The following is a 22,367-nucleotide window of genomic DNA, read 5'->3' on the forward strand; positions in this document are numbered from 1 at the left end:
CGACCGTGATAGTCACGGGCAGATATCGATCATCGCGCCCGTGTTGCCATACAACGTCTGCCGATGCAGAATGTAAGCGCTTGCAATCGCAGGCGAGAGTCGACCCGCACCGTCGCGACGACAGGTGCGGTCGGACTCACTACGCACTCCAGAGAGGCACTGCACCGATGAAGGTGAACAAGAAGAGCTGGATCGCCCTCGGCGGTCTCGCCGTGGCGTCGATCGTCCTCGCCGGCTGCGCGGGCAGCGGCAACGACACCGCTGAGAACGAAGAAGGCGGCGACGCCAGCACGACCCTGACCGTCTGGGTCGACACCGAGCGCGTGGACGCCCTGCAGGGCGCCGCCGACGCGTACAGCGAGAAGACCGGTGTGGAGGTCGACCTTGTCGGCAAGGACGTCGCCGACATCAAGGACGACTTCATCCAGCAGGCGCCGACCGGCAAGGGCCCCGACGTGGTCATGGGCGCGCACGACTGGCTGGGCGAGCTGTCGACCAACGGCGTCGTCGCTCCCATCGAGCTCGGCGACACCTCGGGCGACTACCTCCCCGTCGCGCTGCAGGCCTCGACGTACGAGGGCACGACCTACATGCTCCCGTACGCGGTCGAGAACATCGCGATCCTCCGCAACGCCGACCTCATCCCCGAGCCGGCCGCCAGCTTCGACGACATGATCGCCAAGGGCCAGGCCGCGGGCCTCACCACGCCGTTCGTCGTGGAGCAGGGCGCCGAGGGCAACCCGTACCACCTGTACCCGTTCCAGACGGCGTTCGGCGCCCCGGTGTTCGGCACGGACGCCGAGGGCAACTACGACCCGACCGACCTGCAGCTCGGCAGCGAGGGCGGCTTCGAGTTCGCCAGCTGGCTCGGCGCGCAGGGCGCGGCCGGCAACTTCAACACCGACATCGACGGCGACATCGCCAAGACGATGTTCCTCGACGGCGAGGCGGCCTTCTGGCTCACCGGTCCGTGGAACGTCGGCGTCGCCACCGACGCGGGCGTCAACGTCGTGATCGACCAGATCCCCAGCCCGACCGACGCTGTCGCGTCGCCGTTCGCCGGCGTCAAGGGCTTCTTCGTGAGCTCGGAGTCCGACAACAAGGTCGCCGCGAACGACTTCCTCGTCAACTACATCGGCACCGAGGACGTGCAGCTCGAGCTGTTCGAGGCGGGCAACGTCCTTCCCGCCCTGACCGCCGCCGCTGACACCGCGGCATCCGACCCGATCATCGCCGGCTTCCAGGCCGTCGGCGCCGACGCGGTGCCGATGCCCGCGATCCCCGCGATGGGCTCGGTGTGGCAGTTCTGGGGCGTCGCCGAGGCCGCCATCATCAACGGCGCCGACCCGGCCGCCACGTGGCAGAAGCTCGTCGACGACGTGACCTCCGCCATCCAGTAACACCCTGCGGTCCGACGACCGCGACCGCGACCGGGACGGATGCCGAGGCATCCGTCCCGGTCCCGATGATGAGGACGACCCATGACAGACACTGTCCACGCCGACACCGCTGAGGCGCCGCCGCAGACGCCGCGTCAGCGCAGCGCAGCGCGCATCGCGGATGCCGCGTCCGGCCGGACCCGCTGGCTCCTGCTGAAGATCGCGCTGCTCGCGATCGTCGACGCGATCGCGCTCTACGCCGTCTTCGTCCTCTTCCTCAACAACGAGTGGATCGTGCTGGCGCTCGTCGCGGCGGTGACGATCCTCGTCAACTGGATCTACTTCTCGCGCAAGCAGATCCCCGGCAAGTACCTCGCGCCCGGCATCATCCTTCTTGTCGCGTTCCAGATCTTCACGCTCATCTACACCGCCTACATCGGGTTCACGAACTACGGCACCGGCCACAACGGCAGCAAGGACCAGGCGATCGCCTCGCTCATGCGGTCGTCGCTGGTGCGCGTCGAGGACTCGCCGACGTACGACGTCACCGTGATCGAGCGCTTCAACGAGCTGGGCCTCCTCGTCACCGATCCCACCGACGGCGAGGCCTCGCTGGGCACCAACACGCAGCCGCTCGAGCCCGTCGACGCCACGATGGAAGGCGGCAAGGCCGTCGCGGTGGAGGGCTGGACCACCCTCACCTTCGCCGACGTCCTGTCGCGCAGCAACGAGGTCGAGCAGCTCGCCGTGCCCTACAGCGACGACCCCAACGACGGGGCGATCCGCACGCAGGACGGCCAGAAGGGCTACCTCTACACTTCGACGCTGGAGTACGACCCCGCGGCCGACACGATGACCGACACCACGACGGGCACCGTCTACGCCGACAACGGCGACGGCGCGTTCACGTCGGAGTCCGGCGAGCAGCTGATGCCCGGCTGGCAAGTGTTCGTCGGATTCGACAACTTCGTGCGGGCGCTGACCGATGCCTCGATCCGCGGCCCGCTGCTCGCGGTGACGGCGTGGACCTTCGTCTTCGCCACGCTCTCGGTCGCGTCGACGTTCTTCCTCGGCCTGCTGCTCGCGCTGGTCTTCCAGAACAAGCGGATGCGGTTCAAGAACGGCTACCGGATCATGCTGATCCTGCCGTACGCGTTCCCCGCGTTCCTGTCGGCGCTCATCTGGGCCGGCATGATGAACGAGAGCTTCGGGTTCATCAACCAGGTGCTCTTCAACGGGGCGTCGATCCCGTGGCTCACCGATCCCTGGCTGGCCAAGCTGTCGGTGCTGATCGTGAACCTGTGGCTCGGTTTCCCCTACATGTTCCTCGTCTGCATGGGCGCCCTGCAGGGCATCCCGGAGGAGGTCAACGAGGCCGGCGTCATGGACGGCGCCAACCCCTGGCAGATCTTCCGGCGCATCAAGCTTCCGCTGCTCCTCGTGACCGTGACCCCGCTGCTGATCGCCTCGTTCGCGTTCAACTTCAACAACTTCAACCTGATCTACATGCTCACCGACGGCGGCCCCCGCTTCGCGGATGTCTCGCTGCCGGTCGGGCACACCGACATCCTCATCTCGATGGTCTACAAGGTGGCGTTCACCGGGCAGAACCGCGATTACGGACTCGCGTCGGCGTTCACGATCCTGATCTTCATCGTGGTCGCCACCATCGCGATCATCAGTTTCCGCAAGACCAAGGCACTCGAGGAGCTGAACTGACATGGCTGAGCCCCAGGACCGCCTCCCTCACCCTGAGAAGACGATCGCGCAGAACACGACGCTGGCGCTGTTCGCCGGCGGAACCGCCGAGCAGTTCGAGTCCGCCGCGTCGGGCATGGGCGCATCGCCCCGCCCCGAGAAGCCGGCCCGGCGCCGGTCGTTCGGGCGCTGGTTCGCCGACACCGGCTGGCGTCACCTCGTCGCGATCGTGGTGTCGATCTTCGCGATCTTCCCGCTCCTGTACGTGCTGTCGGCCTCGCTCAACCCGCGCGGCACGCTCACGGGCAGCAACCAGCTGTTCTCGCAGATCGGCTTCGACGCGTACGTGCGCATCCTGACCGATCCCAAGGTGCCTTACCCGCTGTGGTTCCTGAACACGCTCATCGTGGCCACGGTGACGGGCTTCGTGATGGTGTTCATCGGCGCGCTGGCCGCGTACGCGTTCTCGCGCATGCGCTTCACCGGGCGCCGTGTGGGCCTCGTGACGATCGTCGTCGTGCAGATGTTCCCGCAGCTGCTGGCGGTCGTGGCGATCTTCCTGATGTTCAGCGCGATCGGCGACTGGTTCCCCGCGATCGGTCTCAACACACTGAGCGGCCTCATCCTGATCTACCTCGGCGGTGCGCTCGGGGTGAACACGTACCTCATGTACGGCTTCTTCAACACCATCCCGAAGGAGCTCGACGAGGCCGCCAAGATCGACGGCGCCGGCCACGCCCGCATCTTCTTCACGATCATCCTGCGTCTGGTCGCGCCGATCCTGGCCGTCGTGGGCCTGCTGTCGTTCATCGGCATCGTCAACGAGTTCGTGATCGCGAGCGTGATGCTCATCGATCCCGAGAAGCAGACGCTGGTCGTCGGACTCACGAAGCTCGTCTCCAACCCGCGCTACGCGGACTGGGCGGCCTTCTCGGCGGGCGCCGTCATGGCGGCCATCCCGGTCGTCGTGCTGTTCCTCTTCCTCCAGAAGTACATCGTCGGCGGGCTCACCGCGGGCGCCACGAAGGGCTGAGGCCAGCGTTTCGAATGGGCGGAGCGGATGCCGTGGCATCCGCTCCGCCCTTTCGCGCTGTTCGGCCCACCCGATGCCGTGGGGCGCGCTGTGGAGAACGGGTGACACGCGGTCGCACCATCCTGCACACTGAGTCCCATGTCAGAGTTGACCACCATCGGCCTGCCCGTGGCCCTCGGAATCATCATGTTCGGGCTCGGCCTGAGCCTCACCCTCGGCGACTTCGCCCGCGTCCTCAAGCAGCCCAAGGCGGTGATCGTCGCGCTGGCCTGCCAGCTCGTGCTGCTGCCGCTCGTCTGCTTCGGCCTGGTCCTGGCGTTCCAGCTGCCGCCGATCCTCGCGGTGGGCATGATGATGCTCGCGGCGTCGCCGGGCGGCACCACCGCCAACCTCTACAGCCACCTGTTCCGGGGCGATGTGGCCCTGAACATCTCGCTCACGGCGGTGAACTCGGTGATCGCCGTGTTCACCCTGCCGCTCATCACGAACCTCGCGATCCTCTACTTCAACCCGTTCGACGACCAGCTGGGGCTGCAGTGGGCGAAGACGCTCGAGGTCTTCGCGATCGTGCTGCTGCCGGTCGCGCTCGGCATGATCGTGCGGCGCTTCTGGCCGAAGTTCGCCGACGCCATGGACAAGCCCGTCCGCATCGCGTCGGTCATCATCCTCGTCGTCGTGATCGCCGGTGCCGTCGCGCAGAACTGGACGCTCCTGCTCGAGAACTTCGGCCGCCTGTCGCTCATCACGATCGTGTTCTGCCTCATCAGCCTGACGATCGGCTACTTCGCGCCGCGCCTGGTGAAGGTGGGCAAGCGGCAGTCGATCGCGTCGTCGTTCGAGATCGGCATCCACAACGCCACCCTGGCGATCGTGATCGCGCAGAGCGTGCTCGGGTCGGAAGAGCTATCGCTGCCGGCGGCGGTGTACGGCGTGCTGATGTTCTTCATCGCCTACGGCTTCGGGTTCCTCATCCGCGATCGCTCGCGCGCGGCCGGGGACGCGGCATCCGATCCGGCCGAAGACTCCGCCACGCCCGCGGCCTCCGCCTGATCCGGGGCCGATGCCTCCGCCACCCGCCGCGCAAGCGGGTGGCGGAGGCATCCGTCATTCGTAGACTGGGCGGGCGAGGAGGTGCCATGCGCCCGCTGACCGAAGAAGACGTGCGTTCGTCATTCGTGAACGCTTCCCCCGATGAGCTGCGGCTCGTCACCCTGCCGGCCGATTTCGTCCTCACCGACTGGGATCACCTCGACTTCCTGGCGTGGCGCGACCCGCGCACGCGGGGTCGCGGCTACCTGGTCGCCGAGATCGACGGCGAACCCGCCGGCATCGTGCTGCGTGGCGCCGAGGGCTCGTCGCGCGCCCGCGCGGCGCTGTGCAACCTGTGCCACACGATGCAGCCCGCCGATCAGGTCGTGATGTACACAGCCCGCAAGGCGGGCGACGCGGGTGCACAGGGCGACAGCGTCGGCACCTACATCTGCGCCGACCTGTCGTGCCACGAGAACGTGCGCCTGGCGCCGCCCCTCGCGCCGAACGAGGTGCGGGCGAGCGTCGACCTCAAGATCGACGGCACGCGCCGGCGCACCGAGGCCTTCGTCGGTCGGGTGCTCGAGACCGCGGGCGTCTCGCGATGAGCGTCGTGGTGGTGGGCGACGCCCTCATCGACGAGCTGCGCGACGACCACGGCGTGCGCGAATTCGTCGGCGGCGCGGCGCTGAACGTCGCCGTAGGTCTCGGACGCCTCGGAGTGCCGACGACGCTCATCGCGATGCTCGGCGACGACGAGCCGGCGTCGCGCGTCCGCCACTATCTCGCCGATTTCGGCGTCGACCTCATCGCCACCCCGTCGCTGCTCGGCACCGCCCGGGCCGTCAGCACGCGGTCGGGCGCGGGGGAGCCGGTCTACGAGTTCAACGAGGCGTCGCAGCAGCGGCGGATCAGGTTCGGCGACGCCGAGCGTCAGGCGATGACGGATGCCGACCTCGTCGTCGTCAGCTGCTTCGCGTTCGACGACCCCGAGCAGGCGGCCGAGCTCGCCGAGGCCATCGAGGCGACCGGCGCACCGGTCGCGATCGACCCGAACCCGCGGACGGGCATGATGCGCGACACGGCGGAGTTCGTGCGCGGCTTCGAGCGGCTCGCCGCGGAGGCCGTGCTCGTCAAGATCGGCGAGGACGACGCCTCGCTGCTCTACGACGACCGGCTCGATGCGCTCCGTGCGCGTCTCGTCGACCTCGGCGCCCGGGCGGTACTGGCGACCGAAGGCGCCGCCGGAGCGACGATCGAGGCGGGCGACGTGGTCGTGACGCGGCCGATCTCGAACCTGCCCGGACGCATCGTCGACACGATGGGCGCCGGGGACGCGGCCTTCGCCGCGACTGTCGCGGGGATCGTGGCCGGCCCGCCGCTCGCTGCCGAGGAGTGGGAAGAGGTGCTGCGCACCGCGATGGACACCGCGGCGGCGACGTGCCGATTCGAGGGCGCGCTGCTGCGTACCCCAGACGCCCTCGGCGGGCTCGACCTCGACCGCATCGGCACCTGAGGTCGGGCGTCGCCGGTGCAGTCGGGCCCCGGGCGCGTGGCGGCCGCGCATCGTCGTTCGTGTGTCACGACACGCGGGATCGCGGCGCGGATTCCGCGTGTTGCGACCACCGACGGCGGGCGCCGGGGTGGCATGCGTGGCGCCGATTTCTGACCTCGGCGATGTACGCGTAAGATGGTGGATCGCGCCTCCGGTCGTCTGGAAAAGTCGGACGGGCGCGCACTGGCGAGTTACCCAAGCGGCCAAAGGGATCTGACTGTAAATCAGCCGTCTTAGACTTCGGGGGTTCGAATCCCTCACTCGCCACCATGCGAAAGCGCCCCGCACTGCGGGGCGCTTCGTGGTTTCGGGGGTCTGGCGGCGCTTCGTCACGGCCCACACGGGCCGCCGGTCGCGTGTCAGGATGGGCGTGCAGGCACCCCGCCACGAGAGGACCGCCATGACCGCGCCCGACCCGCATGCGACGCCCGACTCGTACCCGCCGGCGGCCCCGTATGGGACGCCTCAGCAGGCGCGGGCGGATGCCTCGACCTCGCCGCTGCTGCGCGCCGCGATCTGGGTGGCGATCGGGGCGCTGATCGCCGCCGCCATCGTGTGCGTGGTGTGGGTGCTGATCGGCAGCCAGAACGGCCTCATCGGCCGCGCGTTCCTGACGATCCTGCTGCTCGTCGCGTTCGCCGGTGTCGCGATCCTCGATGCTCACCTGGCCCCGCGCCGGCCGGCCTGGTTCGCCCTGGCCAGCATGGCCTCGTGGATCATCGCGCTGCTGCTCGGCGCCGTCATGATCTGGATGCCGGAGCGGTACCACTGGCTCGGGTTCTCGCGCTTCATCAGCTTCCTGCTCATCGTGCTCATCCTCCAGTTGGTGCTGCTGCACGTGCGCTTCTACCTCAAAGCGCTCCAGCGCTACGACACGCCCTTCACCCGCACCGTCGCGATCGTCACCATCGTGCTGGTGCTCGCACTCGCGACCCTCCTCATCATCCCGCTCGCGTTCTGGGAGTGGCTCTACCTCACCGACCTCTACTGGCGGATCGTGGTCGCGGTCGCGATCCTCGCCGCGGTGGGTACCGCGCTCCTTCCCCTCGTCAACGTGCTCTTCGCGCCCAAGAAGGTCCGCTCGCACGCGCCGCTCGCTGCCGGTGCGGCGGCACCGGCGTCGGCGCGGGCGCTGCCCGCGTCGCCCACCCAGGAGCTGCTGCCCTGGCCGACGTTCGTGGACGGCGTCACGCCGCTGCCGATGCTCCCGGACGGGTCGCCGGACTGGAACGCCTACTACACCGGCTACCCGTCGCCCGGCGCCCACGTCTTCACGCCCACCGCCGCTCACGCTGCAGCGCCTACCACCCCGCACGTCCCGGCGCCCCCCGCTCCGCACGCTGAGGCGTCGGCCGCTCCCACGCCCCCGGTACCGCCCGCGACCCCGCAGACACCGTCGTCGGCTCCCGGCTACGAGGGCTACCCGCCGCCCCCGCCCCTGCCGCCGCGTCACTGATTCCGGGGCCTGTGCTCCCGGCATCCGCCGACCCCTTCCACAGGAGATCCGGGCGTGTGCAGGAGGTTCTCGGCCTGGGGCGATCCGGTAGATCCGGGGTTCTCCTGTGCGGGCCTCGGCGCGGGCCGCGCAGCGGGCGCCGGGGCCGGGTCAGCGGGCGAGCAGCTCGAGCGCGGCCATCGCCGCGTTGTGACCACCGAGCCCGCTGACGGCTCCACCTCGTCGCGCGCCCGACCCGCACAGCAGCACGTTCGCGTGCGCCGTGGCGACGCCCCAGCGCTGCGCGGGCGTACCGAGCGGCTCGTCGGCGGTCGCCCACGGCCACGACAGCGCGCCGTGGAAGATGTCGCCGCCGATCATGCCGAGCGACCGCTCGAGGTCGGCCGTCGTCCGCGCCTCCACGCACGGGCTGCCGTCGGGCGCGACGTACAGGCAGTCGGCGAGCGGCTCGGCGAGCACGCTGTCAAGCGAACGCTGGGCCGCCTGGAGCAGAGTCGTGCGCGCGGCATCCGTCTCCTGTCCTTCGACCAGACGGTGCGGCACCTGCAGGCCGAAGAGCGTCAGCGTGTGCGCGCCGGACGCGCGCAGCTCGGGCCCGAGGATCGACGGATCCGTGAGCGAGTGGCAGTAGATCTCGGCGGGGAGCGGGTCGGGGATGCCGCCGGCGCCGGCCGTCGTGAACGCCCGGTCGAGCTGCGACATGGTCTCGTTGACGTGGAAGGTGCCCGCGAACGCCGCCTCGGGCGCCACACGGTCGTCGCGCAGGCGGGGGAGGCGTCGCAGCAGCATGTTGACCTTGAGCTGCGCGCCCTCCGGCGCCTCCGAGGAGGCGCCTGAGTCATCCGCCGGTGCTCCGCCGGCGGCCAGCAGGCGGGCCAGCAACGCCGGACCCACGCCGCTCAGCACCAGTCGGGCGTGGACGACTCCGCCGTCGCCCAGCGTGGCCTCGCCGTCCGGGCTCACCGCCACGACTTCGGCGTCGGTGCGCAGCTCGGCGCCCGCGTCGGACGCGGCTCGAGCGAGCTCGGCGGTCACTCGGCCCATACCGCCGACCGGCACGTCCCAGTCGCCGGTGCCGCCCCCGATGACGTGGTACAGGAAGCAGCGGTTCTGCCGCAGGCTCTCGTCGTCGGCCGAGGCGAAGGTGCCGATGAGCCCGTCCGTGAGCGCGATGCCGCGCGCGATGTCGGTGTCGAGGGAGGACCGCAGCAGCTGCCCCAGCGGCCGCTCGACGAGGTCCGCCCACAGCCGGTCGTCGCCGACGGCACCCCGCAGCTCGCGGTCGCGCTGGAGGGGCGCGGTCATCGAAGGAAACAGCAGCCGGGCGACGGGGGCGATCCGCTCGTAGAGGTCGGCGAGCCGCACCGCCTCCGCCCGGGATCCCGTCACTCGGGCGAAGGAGTCGGCGGTGGTGGCGGCATCCGCCGTGTCGATGAGGAGCCCGCGCGACGGATCGGCCGGATCGGGCGTGTAGGAGGAGTAGCGCCGGCGGGCGAGACGGATGCCGAGCCCCAGGTCGTCGATGATGCGCCGGGGCAGCAGGCTCACGAGGTAGGAGTAGCGCGAGAGGCGCGCGTCGACGCCCGGCCACGGCCGCTCCGACACCGCCGCACCGCCCACGTGGTCGAGTCGCTCGAGCACGACGACCGAATGGCCCGCCTTCGCCAGGTAGGCGGCAGCGACGAGCGCGTTGTGTCCGCCGCCCACGATGACGACGTCGTAGGCGGGGGAGGGGACTGCGGCGGCCATGGGTTCACGCTACCCACCTTCGCCATGACGGCCTTCCCGCCCTGTGCCGATCGCCGTCCATCGCTCGGCGCGCCGCCCGACGGATAGCGTGGGAGTCATGAGCCTCGAGCACGATCTCGTCACCCTGGCCATCGACATCGCGCGCGAAGCGGGTGAGCTCGCGCGCACGCGCCGCGACGCGGGGGTCGCGATCGCGGCGACCAAGTCGGCGCTCGCCGACATCGTCACCGAGGCCGACCGCGAGGTCGAGGCCCTGATCCGCACGCGCCTGAAGGAGGCGCGGCCCGACGACGGCTTCCTCGGCGAGGAGACCGGCGGCGGGGACGGCGCGTCCGAGATCACCTGGGTCGTGGACCCGATCGACGGCACCGTCAACTACGCGTACGGCATCCCGACCTACGCCGTGAGCATCGCCGCCGTCCGGGGCGAGCCGACGCCCGGCGCCTGGGAGGCCCTGGCCGGCGTCGTCTACACGCCCGTCGTCGGCGAGCTGTTCCACGCCGCCCGCGGCGAGGGCGCATGGCTCGGCGAGAACCGTCTGGCCGTCAACGCCGAAGTGGGGCCCGCGGGTGCGCTCCTGGCCACCGGATTCGGCTACGACCCGGCGACTCGACCCGGCGACCTCGAGATGATCGCCCGGGTGATGCCCGGCCTCGCCCGTGACCTTCGTCGCGGCGGGTCGGCGGCCCTCGATCTGTCGTACGTCGCCGCGGGTCGATTCGACGGGTATTTCGAGCGAGGCCTCGCCCCCTGGGACCTCGCCGCCGGCTCTCTGCTGGTGACCGAGGCCGGCGGCCGGTTCGGCCGCGCCGAGCCCGGTGACTCGCCGCGCGCGCCGCTGATCGTGGCCGCCACCCCGGCGATCTTCGACCGTCTCGCGACCGCGGCCGGGCTCGTCTGAGCGCGCTCTCATCGAATTTTCACGAAACGATCCCCCCGAAATGCGAGCCGCACATGGCATTCCCAGGACGCTCGGGATAGTGTTTACCCGATCGTTACCTTCGCCGCCCGAACGGCGAGGGTGGTCATAGCCCGAACGACCGCCTTGCCGCGTACACCCCCCTCGCGGCACGACCCGAGAGCCTTCTTCCGCTTTGCCTTTCGACGCCCCCCAGGCTGAATCTGCGCCCACGCGCCGCTCCAGTCGCACCTCCGCCACGCCTGTCCAGGCGACGCCGGAGACCACGGGGGCCGGCCGTGCCACGGCGCGGCGGCAGGCGGCGAGCACCGCTCCCGAGCGTCCCGCGGTCGTGTGGGGTCGTTCCGCAGAGCTGAAGCGGACGGATGCCGCGCCCGCCCCGTCGGCGAAGCCCGAGGCATCCGCGTACCTGACGCCGATGGCGTCGTCGACGCAGCCCTCCACGCCGGCCGCCGATCCTGCGATCCCCGCTGCCACCTCCTCTCTCCCGGAGACGTCCGCACCCGCACCCGTTGCTTCCGCACCGGCGGAACCCGTCGCCCCGGCTCCCTCGTCGGTCGCGCTCCCCGCGGCCGCCGCCGTGCCAGTCGTCGAGCCCGTCATGCCCCGTGTGCGCGCCCGCGGCGGGGCTGCGGCATCCGTCACCCCTCCGGCGCCGTCCGCGGAACCGGTGAGCCGTCGCTCCCGGCGTGCGCAGACCGCCGAACAGCCCGTCGTGGTCGTTCCGCCCATCGCGCCGGTCGCTCCCGCCGAACCCGAGCGGCCTGCGGCCGCCTTCGCGGCCCACCTGCCGCAGGAGGAGCCGGCACCGCTGCTCGACACCGTGCTCGCTCCCGCCGAGCCGTTCGAGCTGCTCGAGCCCGTCGTCGCCGACGACGCCTCCGCGATCAGCACCGTGGCACCCGCCGCCGCTCCCACCGCGTCGCCCACCGCCTCGACGTGGATGGCCGACACGTTCGCCAAGATCATCGCCGCCGAGGCAGCCGCCGCCGCCGCGACGACCGCGCCGCTGGTCGAGACCGGCGCTTCTCAGCCGGTCGCGCCGCGCGCGGTCGAGGCGGAGGGCGCCGTCCCCGCGGTCACGGACGAGACCGCTGCGGCGGCGCGCACGAACGCGCGACGGGCTGCCGCGGCTCGCGCCGCTGCCGCGCGCGCGGCAGAGGTGGAGGCGCCGGTCGCCGCCGAGCCGGCTGTCGCTGAGGAGCCGGCTGCGGCTGACACCGCGACGTCGCGCCCTGCCGAGGAGTGGACGGCGAGCGAGCACGCAGGGCGTCCCCGCACCGAGCGGGTCGAACCCCTGACCGGCCCGATTCCGGCGCCCGCGGCATCCGGTGTCGACGAATTCGAGGCCGCGGCGCGCCTCTTCGCCTTCACGGGCGAGACCCCCGTCCAGCAGGCGGCCACCGCCGAGCAGGCGACCGCGCCCGAGACGGATGCCGAGGCCGAGGCTCAGCCCACACACACCGCTCCGCGCCGTTCGCAGTCCCGCCGTGGTGCCTCGTTCAAGCGGGCCGCGACGGCGTCGTTCTCCGTCGGCGTCTTCGGCATCGTCGGACTCATGGCCGTCGGCATGACCACCTCGGCCGAGGCCGTCGCCGCCGTCACCGGCGGCGAGCCGCCACTGGCTGTCATCGCAGCGGCGGATGCGGCATCCGTCATCGACGAGGACGAGATCCAGGCGTACGTCGCTCCCGGCGACGCGCAGAGCGACAGCCTGCAGCGCACCGAGAGCTACTCGACCGCGAGCACGGCACAGCTCGCATCCGAGGCCGGCATCAAGAACTTCTCGAACCTCTTCCGCAACAACCCGAACTCGAACATCCAGTGGCCCTTCACTGTGGGTGTCACGATGTCGTACGGGTTCGGCATGCGCTCCGGCCGCATGCACGAGGGCATCGACTTCACGCCCGGCACCGGTGCGCCGATCCAGGCGATCGCCGACGGCACCGTCCGCATCGCCTCCGAAGCCGGCGGCGCCTACGGCGTGCACGTGATCATCGACCACATCGTCGACGGCGAGCTCGTGTCCAGCCACTACGCGCACATGCAGTACGGCTCGATGCAGGTCGTGCCGGGTCAGCACGTCACCGTCGGCACCGTGATCGGGCACACCGGCAACACCGGACGCTCGTACGGCGCCCACACGCACTTCGAGATCCTGGCGAACGGGACCACGGCGATCGACCCGTGGCCGTGGCTGCAGGAGCACACCGACGGAACCCACACCGTGGGGTGACCTCGGTTCGGAAGGATGCCGCGCCTCTGGTATCCTCTTCTAGTTGCCTGTTCGCAGGCGGCACGCCCCGATAGCTCAGTGGCAGAGCACTTCCATGGTAAGGAAGGGGTCGTCAGTTCAATCCTGACTCGGGGCTCGCAGCATCGTCAGATGCGACGCGGCAGGGTAGCTCAGTTGGTGAGAGCGCACGACTCATAATCGTGAGGTCGCGGGTTCAAGCCCCGCTCCTGCTACAGATCAAAAGCCCCGGTGAGCCGGGGCTTTTGTGTTGCCGCCATCCCGCCACTCCGGCCTAGTGAGTCGCGCGCTGGGCTTGGCATCATTGGGACATGACGCGAACAGTTCAGCTGAGCGAGACGGCGTCGCTCGGATACGACGCTGTCGGATCCGGCATTCCCCTCATCGCGCTCCACGGCGCATACTCCGCGCGGGGCGAGGTGAGGGGGTTCCTCGAGCCGATGATCGACGCGCGTGCGGTGCGTCGGGTCTACGTCGATCTGCCCGGTCACGGCGACTCCCGCCCCTCGTCCGGGGTTCGGCGACCAGATGACGTGCTGGACCTCATCGACCGCCTCCTTGACGTGGAGGCAGCGGATGCCAGGTTTCTCGTGCTCGGGCATTCGTATGGTGGACACATCGCGCGCGCGATCGCGGCACGGCATCCTGAGCGGGTCGCTGGGATCGCACTGATCTGCCCGGCCGTTCCCGGTGAGCGAAGTGCCCCCGCGCCGGCGGTGGTTCGGGACGATGACGTGTCCACCGCGCTGGAGCCTGGTGAGCAAGCGGAGTACGAGGGGTACTTCGTCGTCCGAACCGCGGAGACCCTCGAGCGATTTCGCCGCGCGGTGGTGCCCGCCACCGGAGAGGTCGACGAGGAGACGCTGGAGACAGCGATCACTCTCGGTCCGCATGCCGCGGATCCCGACGCGGTGGCTGTCGGCTCACCCGTGCTGGTGATCTCGGGCAGACACGACCACTGGGTCGGGTGGGAACCGCAGCAGCGCCTCGGTGATCGATACGCGCGCGCCACCGTGGTCACCGCCGCCGACGCCGGGCATGCACTTCCTCACGAGCGTCCCAATCTCCTGGCAGCACTTCTCTCCGATTGGCTGGACGAGATCTGCATCCCCGCATCCGACGCCAACCGATGATCCCTGCGCGCTCGCTCGCGCATCGGTTCGGGCGCGGCCGCCGCTCCCCAGGGACGTGTCAGCGGACCTGATCGTTGGCGAAAGACTCGAGGAGAGCCAAGCGCTCGTTCCTCTCGCCGGTGATCTCTACGACGCGCGCACGTTCACCCACGATCTCGGGGTCGTCGATGAGCTCGACGAGGACGTCGTTCATCGCCTCCCTCAAGGCCAGGTGCTCGTCGACATCGGCCATGATTCCATCGGTCTTCGAGAGCGGCAGTACGACGAGAAGGTCCACGTGCTCCAGCGCCCGCCGGGTGATCGCCGTCGAACGCTCCAGGAATTCCGGTGGGATCGATGCTCCCGTCAGATCGTCCAGTGCCAAGAGGTAGGCGAGAAAGTCGATCGGGCCACGCTCGGCGATGAGGTGCTGAGCAGACTGGCTCGGATCGAGGCGGGCTGCGGAGATGCGAAGCTGCGCGGCGAACAAGGCCGCCGTCGGGCTGTCCCACGCCTCGTCCACCAGCTCGAACGGGTCGGTCAGCACCACGAACTCCGGGTGGCGTCGAGCGAAATCTGAGATGAGGGTGCTCTTCCCGCTCGCGTGGGTTCCCGAGACGACGATCCGCATGACGCGACTCTAGATCCCCGACCGAACGAAGCCTCGACCGGCAGGCACCTGGCGTTCGAGTGCGCGGCCGGGTGGCGATGACGGTCGGGGATCGCTAGCGCAGTGCGAGCCGCGTCTGCGTCTGCCCGGCACCGCCCTCGGCCTTGAGGGTCTGCAGCAGCCGGTTGAGCGACTGCGTGTCCTGGACGCGCACGTGCAGGAGGTAGTCGTACGGACCTGTCACGTGGGCCGCATCCCAGATCTCGGGCACCGTGCGCGACCATGACAGGAAGCGCTCGGAGTCGTGGGCCTGCTCCAGCCGGACATCGATGAAGGCTTCGAGGCCGGCTGTATCTTCCGCAACCTCTGCGGCCAGGACGACTCGGTAGCCGAGGATCACCCCGGCCTGCTCCATGCGTCTCACCCGGGCGGCCGCGGCATTCGTGCTCAGGCCGACCCGGCGACCCACTTCACTGAACGATGCGCGCCCGTCCGCGCGAAGTACGTCCAGGATCTTGTCGTCCACAGCGTCCATGCTGCGAATTCTGTCAGTCTGACTGAGGAAACGCACAGGAGCCGACGATCAGGTTCCGCATCATCGACGGATGGATGTCCTGCTCACTTTCCCGGTCGGTGTTCTCGCCGGACTGGCTTTGGCGGCCCCGCTCGGTGCGATCGGAGTGCTGCTGATCCAAGAGGGGCTCGGCTGCGGTCTGCGCAACGGGCTGTCGGCCGCCGCAGCGGTGGCCACGGTCGACACCGTCTACTGCACCGTCGCCGTCAGCGCCGGCACTCTGGCAGCTCCCGTCGTCGCTGGGTGGGCGCCATGGCCGCAGCTGGCCGGCGGCGCGATCCTGGTCGTGATCGGCGCTCGTGCGTTGGCGAAGCGCAGGAGATCGCCGGCTGCGGAAGCGCCGGGGCTCGCGCCGTCGACCCGAGGTCGATTTCTGCTCTTCCTCACCCTGACCGCGATCAACCCGGCGACGCTCCTCTATTTCGTCGCGATCCTCCCAGCGCTGCATGACGTCGCGACGTCGATTCCGGCGCAGGTCGCTTTCGTCGCGGGCGTGGCCGCAGCGTCGTTCGGCTGGCAGGCTGCGCTCGTCGCGGTCGGATCGGTTCTGCGGCGCGGCACCGGCCCGAAGTTCCACGTCTGGACGGCGATCATCGGCAACGGCGCGGTGATCGTCTTCGGCATTGCGATCATCGTCCAGGCCGTGTGGTCGCAGCGCGGGTGACCCAGCCGGCAGCCGGACGCACGCTGTCGGACGCTGCGGGCGATCTCGCCGGGCAGCAGCCGGATCTGCACGCCCTCGGCGGTGTCGGTCACCGTGAGCTGGGTGAGGACGGGTGCGATCGCGTCCGCGGTGCCCAGGTCGCCGGGATCGTGGGAGCCGGCGCGAGGCAGTCGGGGCTGTGGCCGCTCCGCGAGGTGAGGTGTCGCGCTGGGAACCGGCGATCAAACCCTGAGGCCGGTGATGCTCTCGGCTCCCGCGCACACTCGCCGCATCAGCTCGTCCTTCACCACGTCGATGCGCTCCGCGTCGAGGATGAGCACGTTGCCCGCCGGATCGACGGTTTCGCTCGTCATGCCGTCGTCGTCGACCTCGACCGTGGCACGGGTGGCCGTGAACAGGTCGGGGCGCGCGAGGTACAGCGCCAGAAGCGGGTCGTGAGGGGTGTTGCCGTCCGCTTCGGTGAAATTCCACCATGACGTCATCTCTCGGGCGAGCACCGCACCGAGAGCGCCGGCGCCCTCGATGACATCGACGTCCCGCGAGTCGAGCCAGAACCTGGTCGTGAGCTCCAGCCCTCCTACGTGGATGTCGAGTCCCGACGCGAAGACACGACGCGCGGAGTCCACGTCGCTCTTGATGTTGTGCTCAGGTATACGTCGGTGCGGGCGGAAGTCTGCTCCCATGATGACCAGCCGACGCACGTTCGATTCGAACGAGGGATCCGACTCCAGCGCCGCGGCGATGTTCGTCAGAGGGCCGATCGCGAGGACATCGATCTCGCCGCGGTGCCGGGCGACAGTCTCGGCGAGCAGGCGAACCCCATCCGGATCGACACGCTCATCGGCGAGGTCTTCGAAGAGCGCGCCTTCGTGTCCCGGCCACCAAACTTCGCGACCGCTGAGGGGGACTTCGGTACCCGCGGCGATGGGGATCTCGGCGTTCCGACCGGCGATCCTCAGGTACCTGCGTGCCAGTCGCGCACGCAGCGCGGTGTCGCCGTACACGGTCGAGATACCGGCGAGCTCGAGCTCGGGCGAGCCGGCGATGAGCGCCAGCGCGAGCGCGTCGTCGACGTCGGTGCCGATGTCGGTGTCGAGGAAGAGAGTCATCGTGTCCACATCTGTTCAGCCCTTGCTGCCCGTGGAGGCCAGGGACGCGGTGAAGTGACGCTGGAAGATCACCAGGAGAACCAGCGGCACGACGGTCAAGAGGACGGCGCCGGCGAAGATGGCGCCGAAGTCGACACCCTGCGCTGTCGCGAGATTGCTCAGGGCGATGGGCCCGAGCATGACGTCGGGGCGCGTGGCGATGAGGAGCGGCCACAAGTACGCGCCCCACTGGAAGAGGAACAGCGTGAAGCCGGCGCCGATGAGTGCGGGCTTGGACAGCGGGACGTAGATCCTCCAGAAGACGCCCCACCAGGAAAGTCCGTCCATCCTTGCAGCCTCCGAGAGCTCCATCGGGATTCCGAGGAAGAACTGGCGGAGGACGAAGATGGCGAACCCGTTGACGATGCCCGGGAGGATCAGGCCCACGTAGCTGTTGGCCAGGCCCCAGTCGCGGAACAGGCTGGCCAGTGGCACGGCGATCGCATCGAACGGAATGAGGAAGCTCAGCACGATGACGGCGAACACGAGACCCGCGCCCCGGAACTTCAACTGAGCGAGGGCGAACGCTGCCATCGCGCAGAGCAGGAGCCCCACCAGTACCGTGATGGCGGTGACGAGGATCGAGTTGAAGACGCTCACGCCGAAAGGCCCGCTGAGCAGCCTGGTGTAGTTCTCGAGCGTGAAAGTCCTGGGGACGAAGATGTGGGGGTTGAACGGATAGACCGACGTGAAGATGTCGCTCGTGGTGCGGAAGCTCCCGGCCAGCATCCACAGGAGCGGCAGCGCGAAGAGGACGGCGACCAGCCAGGCGACGACGGTGACGGCGATCCGGCGGGGCCTCGTCGTGCCGATTCTGTCGGGAAGCGTCATGACTCCCTCTCCCTGCCGAGAAGCCGGAACTGCAACGCCGTGATGACGATGAGCACGAGCAGGAGGATCGTCACCTCGGCCTGGCCGAGATTCACGTCGCCCAGGACGAAGGTGTTGTTGTACGTGTCGTACATGATCAATCGGGTGCTGTCCGCGGGGCCGCCGCGGGTGAGGATCGCGACCGGGACGAACGCGATGAGGCTGGACACGGTGTTGGCCACGACCACGAAGGCGAGCGTGCGTCGCAGGTTGGGCAGCGTGATGGAGAAGAAGCAGCGCCACCATCCCGCGCCGTCGATGGATGCTGCCTCATAGAGGTCGCGGGGGATGTCCTGCAGGCCGGCGACCAGGAACAGGGTCCAGTAGCCCACCCCGATCCACGACATCAGGACGATGATCGCGAGCAGGGCCTGGTCAGGCGAGGTGAGGAAGGGCTGACTCGGGAGCCCGGCCGCCTCGATCACCGCGTTGATGGGCCCCTGCGGCTGGAAGGCCACCCCCCAGACGACGGTGGCGACCGCGGCCGGCGCGGCGACCGGCACGAAAATGAATGCCCGTGCCGCGCCCAGGCCCGGGAAGCGTTCGTTGAGCAGCAGCGCGAGGAACACGGCCGAGATCACCTGGAAGGGGATGATGATCAGGATGAAGAGCCCGGTGACCCCGAGCACCTGCAGGAAGCCGTCGTTGGTGAACAGCGCGACGTAGTTGTCGAGCCCGACCCACCTGGGTTCGGCGATGCGGCTGGCGCGGCGCTGGAAGCTCTCGATGAGCGCCTGCACCGTGGGGAGGACGCGGAGCACGAAGAGCAGGACGAACGTGGGGGCGAGGAAGGCCAGAGCGACTTTCCCCACGGCCGATCGGCGGCGGCGGGGGACCCGCGAGGCGGGCGTGACCCCCGCCTCGCGGACCACCGGTTCTTCAATGAGCGTCACTTCAAGCGATCCCAGAGGCTCTGCAGTTCGTCCTGCGCGTCATCGAGGGTCGTCTGGACGTCCTGCCCGTTGCGGATGTCCTCGAAAGCGCGACCAGTGACGTCCGTCATCTGAGTGAAGCCCGGCGAGTTCGGCCGGTTCACGGCGATGTTGTTCAGCTGGTCGGACGTCAGCACGCCCATGCCGGCCGTGTTCTCTCCGTCCAGAGTGTCGAGGCCCTCGATGAACAGATCGAAGGAGGCGTTGAACGTCGGCGCTGTTCCGTTGACCGAGGCGGCAGCGGTGTTTCCTTCCTCCGACTGGCTGAGGAACCGGATGAGCTCCTTCGACGCATCGAGGTCGTCGGTGGCGGGATTGATGCCGAGATTCCACGAGCCCGTGGCCATGGCGGGAGCGCCGCCTTCCCAGACCGGGTTGGGTGCCACGCCGTAGCGGGCGAGGCCGGCCTTCTTGTTCGTCGTGACCAGCCAGGGGCCGGCCACGATGTACGCGGCCTGGCCGCCCGCGAACAGTTCGGCCATCTGCTCGGTGGCGATGCCACGAGGCGCGACCTCATCCGCGAAGAGGGCGGAGTACCAGGACATGGCATCGACCCAGCCCTCGTTGTTGATGTCGGCGGTCAGCAGATCAGCGCCCGTCACGCCCGATCCTCCTCCGGCCGACTCGATGAGCGGCTGAAGCTGGTAGTAGCGGTTGATCTGGTCGAACAGAAAGCCCCACGTCGCTCCGGCGGCCTGCGCCGCTTCGCCGTTCTCGGCCAGCTCTTGGTAGGTCAGCGCTTCGTCGAGGCTCTCGGACGGGTAGGCGATGCCGGCGGCGTCGAGCAGATCCTTGTTGTAGTAGAGGTACTGCAGCGAGGTCCACAGCGGGACCGACCAGAGCTTGCCGTCGAAGGTGTTGGCGTCGCTCGTGGCCGGCAGGGAGCCGGACTCGACGTCATCGGCGAAGTCGTCGGTGAGGTCGACCAGGTATTCCTTGGTGGCGAGCGATCCCACGGCCCCCGAGTCGACGGCGTAGACGTCGACGCCGGCGTCACCGCCCCCGACGCGCTGCTCGATCAGGTTGTTGTACTGATCGAACGGCACGTACTCGTACTCGACGATGATGCCGGAGTTTGCCGCCTCGAACGCTTCGAGTGCCGGCTCCAGGTTCTCGGGCGGATCTGCCATCAGCAGTGTGATGGTGGTCGGAGCGGCGCCCTCGCCTTCTGCGCCGCCCGAGCACGCGGTGAGCGATCCGGCGATGGATGCCGCTGCGATGGCCACGGCGATGTAGCGATAGTTCTTTCGCATGTTCCTCTCGTTCCTCTTCGATTGCAGGGTCTCGGTTTCAGCGCACACCGGCTTGGGTGCTCCGAGTCTTGAAGCCGTCAGTGATCGCCGACAGCGGGGCGCGTGCACCGCGCACGGTCACGGACACGGCCGCGGCCTCGTTGGCCGTCGTCACGGCCTCGTCGAGGTCGGCGCCCAGAGCCAGGGCGGCCGCGAGGGCGCCGATGAAGCTGTCGCCGGCGCCGGTGGTGTCCACGACCGGAGCGGGCGGACGGGCGGCAGGGTGCGAGCGCGTTCCCGATTCGTCGGCGAGCACCGCTCCGCGGGAGCCGAGCGTGACGATCACGGACCGGCACCCGAACAGCTCGCGGAGCCGGCCGGCGACCGCCGGGTCCGGACCTGCGGGGGCCTGACCTCCCAGAAGCTCGAGCGCCTCGTGCTCGTTCACGACCAGGGGGTCCGCGTACGACAGTGCCGCGGCGCTGAGCTCGACGACAGGACCGTCGTTCAGGACGAGGCGCGCGCCGGTCCGCTCTGCGAACTCGGAGAACGCTTCGATGCTGATCGTGCCGAGCTCGGTCTGGGCGACCGCGACGCTCGGGCGCTGCGCCAGGAGGAGGTTGGACGGGGAGACGAACGCGTTCGCGCCGAGACCGACGACGATCGTGTTCTCCCCGTCCTCGGTGACGCAGATGTATGCGCGCCCGGTCGGCGTGTCGACGACCCGCTTGACGAGCGTCGTGTCGACACCGGCCGATCGCAGCGACTGCAGCGCGAGCGTGCCTGCCGCGTCGTCGCCCACGGCGCCCGCCATCTGAACGGTCACCTGCGCGCCGCCGACGACGGCGGCTGCGTACGCCTGATTCGCGCCCTTGCCGCCCGGGAAGAGCTCGATCGAGTCGGTGACCACGGTCTCGCCCGGCAGGGGGTGACGCGCGACACGGGCCACTTCGTCCTGATTGATCGCGCCGAATACCAAGATCGATCGTGGGCTGGGCATGATCCTCCTCGGATGTCTATTGGAGTAGATGCTCGTGAAGTCTACTGGAGTAGATTGCTCCGCAATGTCTATCACGACCCCGACTTCGCCACAACACCCCGCCGCCGGTGGCGGCACCTATGGTTGTTCCATGCCCAGAGCCAATCGCACCGACGTCGCGAGACTCGCGGGCGTGAGCACCGCGGTCGTCAGCTACGTCCTCAACGACGGCCCGCGCCCGGTGGCGGATGCCACCAGGCAGCGAGTCCTGGCGGCGGTCGAGCAGTTGGGCTACCGGCCGAACGCTTCGGCTCGCGCGCTGAAGCTGTCGCGGACCGATGTGCTGGGCCTGATGGTGGATGACATCACCAACCCCTTCTTCTCGGAGATCGCCGCGCACGTTCAGAGATTCGCCCACCAGCACGGATACGGCGTGATGATCGGCGGCGAGCATCGTGAGGGCGTCGAGCAGACCACCGAGCTGCAGAACATGGTCGCCCGCGAAGTCGATGGCATCGCGATCTTCGGAGCGCGCCGGCAGGAGACCCTGACATCGATCGCTCGGGCCGGCATCAAGGTCGTCTCGATGGACTGGAATCTCACGGCGGCCGAGATCCCCTCCGTCGGCATCGATGACTACGGCGCGACCCGCCAGGGCATCGACCACCTCCTCTGGCACGGTCACGAGGAGGTGGCGTTCATCGCCGGGACGCACGACGTCAGCCTCAGACGGCGGGCGTGGATCGACGCCATGACGCCGCGCTGCTCCCCGGAACGACTCGAACAGCTTCAGGCGGCGGGGGATTTCACTCGAGAAGGCGGCTACGCCGCCGCGAAGCAACTGCTCGAGCGGCCGGATCGACCCACCGCGGTCTTCGTCTCGTCGGACGTGCAGGCATTCGGCGCATTGCGCGCGGTGCAGCAGTCAGGGCTGCGCGTGCCGCAGGACATCGCGATGGTGTCCCTCGACGGCACCAACGCATCCGCGTTCACGTGCCCCTCGCTGACCGCCATTCAGCTTCCTCTCGAGACGATCGCGCGCTGCTCGGTTGAGAAGCTGATCAGCGAATCGTCCGGCGATCTGCACCTCACCGTCCCGCACGCGCTCGTCATCCGTGAGAGCTGCGGCTGTCAGCCCGCATCCTGATCCCGTCCCGATCGGCGATCCGGCCTC

20 protein-coding genes and 3 tRNA genes are annotated in these 22,367 nt (G+C 69.3%); 15 read left to right on the top strand and 8 right to left on the bottom strand.

The annotated features are described in order from the left end of the window. The first annotated feature begins 167 nt into the window (after positions 1-167). The 8 genes from IM770_RS06015 (at position 168) to IM770_RS06050 (ending at position 8,150) form a co-directional block, all read left to right on the top strand. Positions 168-1,400 (top strand): sugar ABC transporter substrate-binding protein, encoded by a 1,233-nt coding sequence (locus tag IM770_RS06015; protein ID WP_203580226.1) that lies wholly within the window; start codon positions 168-170, stop codon positions 1,398-1,400. Between the two features lie 81 nt (positions 1,401-1,481). Beyond that, a complete protein-coding gene (malF, locus tag IM770_RS06020) occupies positions 1,482-3,098 on the top strand; it encodes a maltose ABC transporter permease MalF (RefSeq protein ID WP_203580227.1) in 1,617 nt (538 codons plus the stop codon). A gap of 115 nt (positions 3,099-3,213) precedes the next feature. Next, positions 3,214-4,110, top strand: coding sequence for a sugar ABC transporter permease (locus IM770_RS06025; RefSeq protein ID WP_203580396.1), 897 nt, complete (start codon positions 3,214-3,216; stop codon positions 4,108-4,110). 138 nt (positions 4,111-4,248) lie between these two features. Continuing rightward, positions 4,249-5,160 carry a bile acid:sodium symporter family protein gene (locus tag IM770_RS06030; protein ID WP_239065800.1) on the top strand — a complete coding sequence of 304 codons (912 nt, stop codon included), beginning with the start codon at positions 4,249-4,251 and terminating at the stop codon, positions 5,158-5,160. A gap of 86 nt (positions 5,161-5,246) precedes the next feature. Continuing rightward, entirely contained in the window at positions 5,247-5,747 is a 501-nt protein-coding gene (locus IM770_RS06035) for an FBP domain-containing protein (protein WP_203580228.1), read from the top strand. After that, complete coding sequence (locus IM770_RS06040; protein WP_203580229.1) at positions 5,744-6,655, top strand: PfkB family carbohydrate kinase; 912 nt, start codon at positions 5,744-5,746, stop codon at positions 6,653-6,655. Before IM770_RS06035 ends, IM770_RS06040 begins: the two co-directional genes overlap by 4 nt. Positions 6,656-6,879: 224 nt before the next feature. Beyond that, positions 6,880-6,964, top strand: a tRNA-Tyr gene (locus tag IM770_RS06045). 130 nt (positions 6,965-7,094) lie between these two features. Beyond that, positions 7,095-8,150: a hypothetical protein gene (locus IM770_RS06050; protein ID WP_203580230.1), complete on the top strand. Its 1,056-nt coding sequence runs from the start codon at positions 7,095-7,097 to the stop codon at positions 8,148-8,150. A 150-nt stretch (positions 8,151-8,300) separates the two neighbouring features. On the opposite strand, the gene IM770_RS06055 is transcribed toward IM770_RS06050, so the two are convergent. Further along, on the bottom strand, positions 8,301-9,899 hold the full coding sequence (locus tag IM770_RS06055) for a phytoene desaturase family protein (protein WP_203580231.1): 1,599 nt from the start codon (positions 9,897-9,899) through the stop codon (positions 8,301-8,303). A gap of 97 nt (positions 9,900-9,996) precedes the next feature. On the opposite strand from IM770_RS06055, the gene IM770_RS06060 reads away from it, so the two are divergent. From IM770_RS06060 to IM770_RS06080, 5 genes are all read left to right on the top strand, one after another. Then, positions 9,997-10,800 (top strand): inositol monophosphatase family protein, encoded by an 804-nt coding sequence (locus tag IM770_RS06060; RefSeq protein WP_203580232.1) that lies wholly within the window; start codon positions 9,997-9,999, stop codon positions 10,798-10,800. Positions 10,801-11,149: 349 nt separating this feature from the next. Next, a complete protein-coding gene (locus IM770_RS06065) occupies positions 11,150-13,054 on the top strand; it encodes a M23 family metallopeptidase (RefSeq protein WP_307785384.1) in 1,905 nt (634 codons plus the stop codon). Positions 13,055-13,118: 64 nt separating this feature from the next. After that, a tRNA-Thr gene (locus IM770_RS06070) sits at positions 13,119-13,190 on the top strand. A 23-nt stretch (positions 13,191-13,213) separates the two neighbouring features. Then, positions 13,214-13,287 (top strand) — tRNA-Met (locus IM770_RS06075). Between the two features lie 96 nt (positions 13,288-13,383). Beyond that, the gene (locus tag IM770_RS06080; protein WP_203580233.1) at positions 13,384-14,205 is read left to right on the top strand and encodes an alpha/beta fold hydrolase; all 822 of its coding nucleotides are present in this window, start codon (positions 13,384-13,386) and stop codon (positions 14,203-14,205) included. Positions 14,206-14,263: 58 nt separating this feature from the next. Here the strand turns inward: IM770_RS06080 and IM770_RS06085 are convergent, their stop codons facing one another. Beyond that, complete coding sequence (locus tag IM770_RS06085) at positions 14,264-14,815, bottom strand: AAA family ATPase (protein WP_203580234.1); 552 nt, start codon at positions 14,813-14,815, stop codon at positions 14,264-14,266. Positions 14,816-14,909: 94 nt separating this feature from the next. Beyond that, positions 14,910-15,329 carry an Lrp/AsnC family transcriptional regulator gene (locus IM770_RS06090; RefSeq protein WP_203580235.1) on the bottom strand — a complete coding sequence of 140 codons (420 nt, stop codon included), beginning with the start codon at positions 15,327-15,329 and terminating at the stop codon, positions 14,910-14,912. 70 nt (positions 15,330-15,399) lie between these two features. Here IM770_RS06090 and IM770_RS06095 point away from each other — a divergent pair, with 70 nt between their 5' ends. Next, complete coding sequence (locus tag IM770_RS06095) at positions 15,400-16,032, top strand: LysE family transporter (RefSeq protein ID WP_203580236.1); 633 nt, start codon at positions 15,400-15,402, stop codon at positions 16,030-16,032. Between the two features lie 221 nt (positions 16,033-16,253). On the opposite strand, the gene IM770_RS06100 is transcribed toward IM770_RS06095, so the two are convergent. From IM770_RS06100 to IM770_RS06120, 5 genes are all read right to left on the bottom strand, one after another. After that, positions 16,254-17,141: a nucleoside hydrolase gene (locus tag IM770_RS06100; protein WP_239065876.1), complete on the bottom strand. Its 888-nt coding sequence runs from the start codon at positions 17,139-17,141 to the stop codon at positions 16,254-16,256. 15 nt (positions 17,142-17,156) lie between these two features. Then, the gene (locus tag IM770_RS06105) at positions 17,157-18,011 is read right to left on the bottom strand and encodes a carbohydrate ABC transporter permease (RefSeq protein WP_203580238.1); all 855 of its coding nucleotides are present in this window, start codon (positions 18,009-18,011) and stop codon (positions 17,157-17,159) included. After that, positions 18,008-18,862 carry a carbohydrate ABC transporter permease gene (locus IM770_RS06110; RefSeq protein ID WP_203580239.1) on the bottom strand — a complete coding sequence of 285 codons (855 nt, stop codon included), beginning with the start codon at positions 18,860-18,862 and terminating at the stop codon, positions 18,008-18,010. Before IM770_RS06110 ends, IM770_RS06105 begins: the two co-directional genes overlap by 4 nt. Positions 18,863-18,939: 77 nt before the next feature. After that, positions 18,940-20,235: a sugar ABC transporter substrate-binding protein gene (locus IM770_RS06115; protein WP_203580240.1), complete on the bottom strand. Its 1,296-nt coding sequence runs from the start codon at positions 20,233-20,235 to the stop codon at positions 18,940-18,942. Positions 20,236-20,272: 37 nt separating this feature from the next. Beyond that, positions 20,273-21,214 (bottom strand): ribokinase, encoded by a 942-nt coding sequence (locus tag IM770_RS06120; protein ID WP_203580241.1) that lies wholly within the window; start codon positions 21,212-21,214, stop codon positions 20,273-20,275. Between the two features lie 130 nt (positions 21,215-21,344). On the opposite strand from IM770_RS06120, the gene IM770_RS06125 reads away from it, so the two are divergent. Beyond that, on the top strand, positions 21,345-22,340 hold the full coding sequence (locus tag IM770_RS06125) for a LacI family DNA-binding transcriptional regulator (RefSeq protein WP_239065878.1): 996 nt from the start codon (positions 21,345-21,347) through the stop codon (positions 22,338-22,340). Positions 22,341-22,367: the final 27 nt, after the last annotated feature.

Source organism: Microbacterium hibisci (genome assembly GCF_015278255.1).
GTDB lineage: Bacteria > Actinomycetota > Actinomycetes > Actinomycetales > Microbacteriaceae > Microbacterium > Microbacterium hibisci.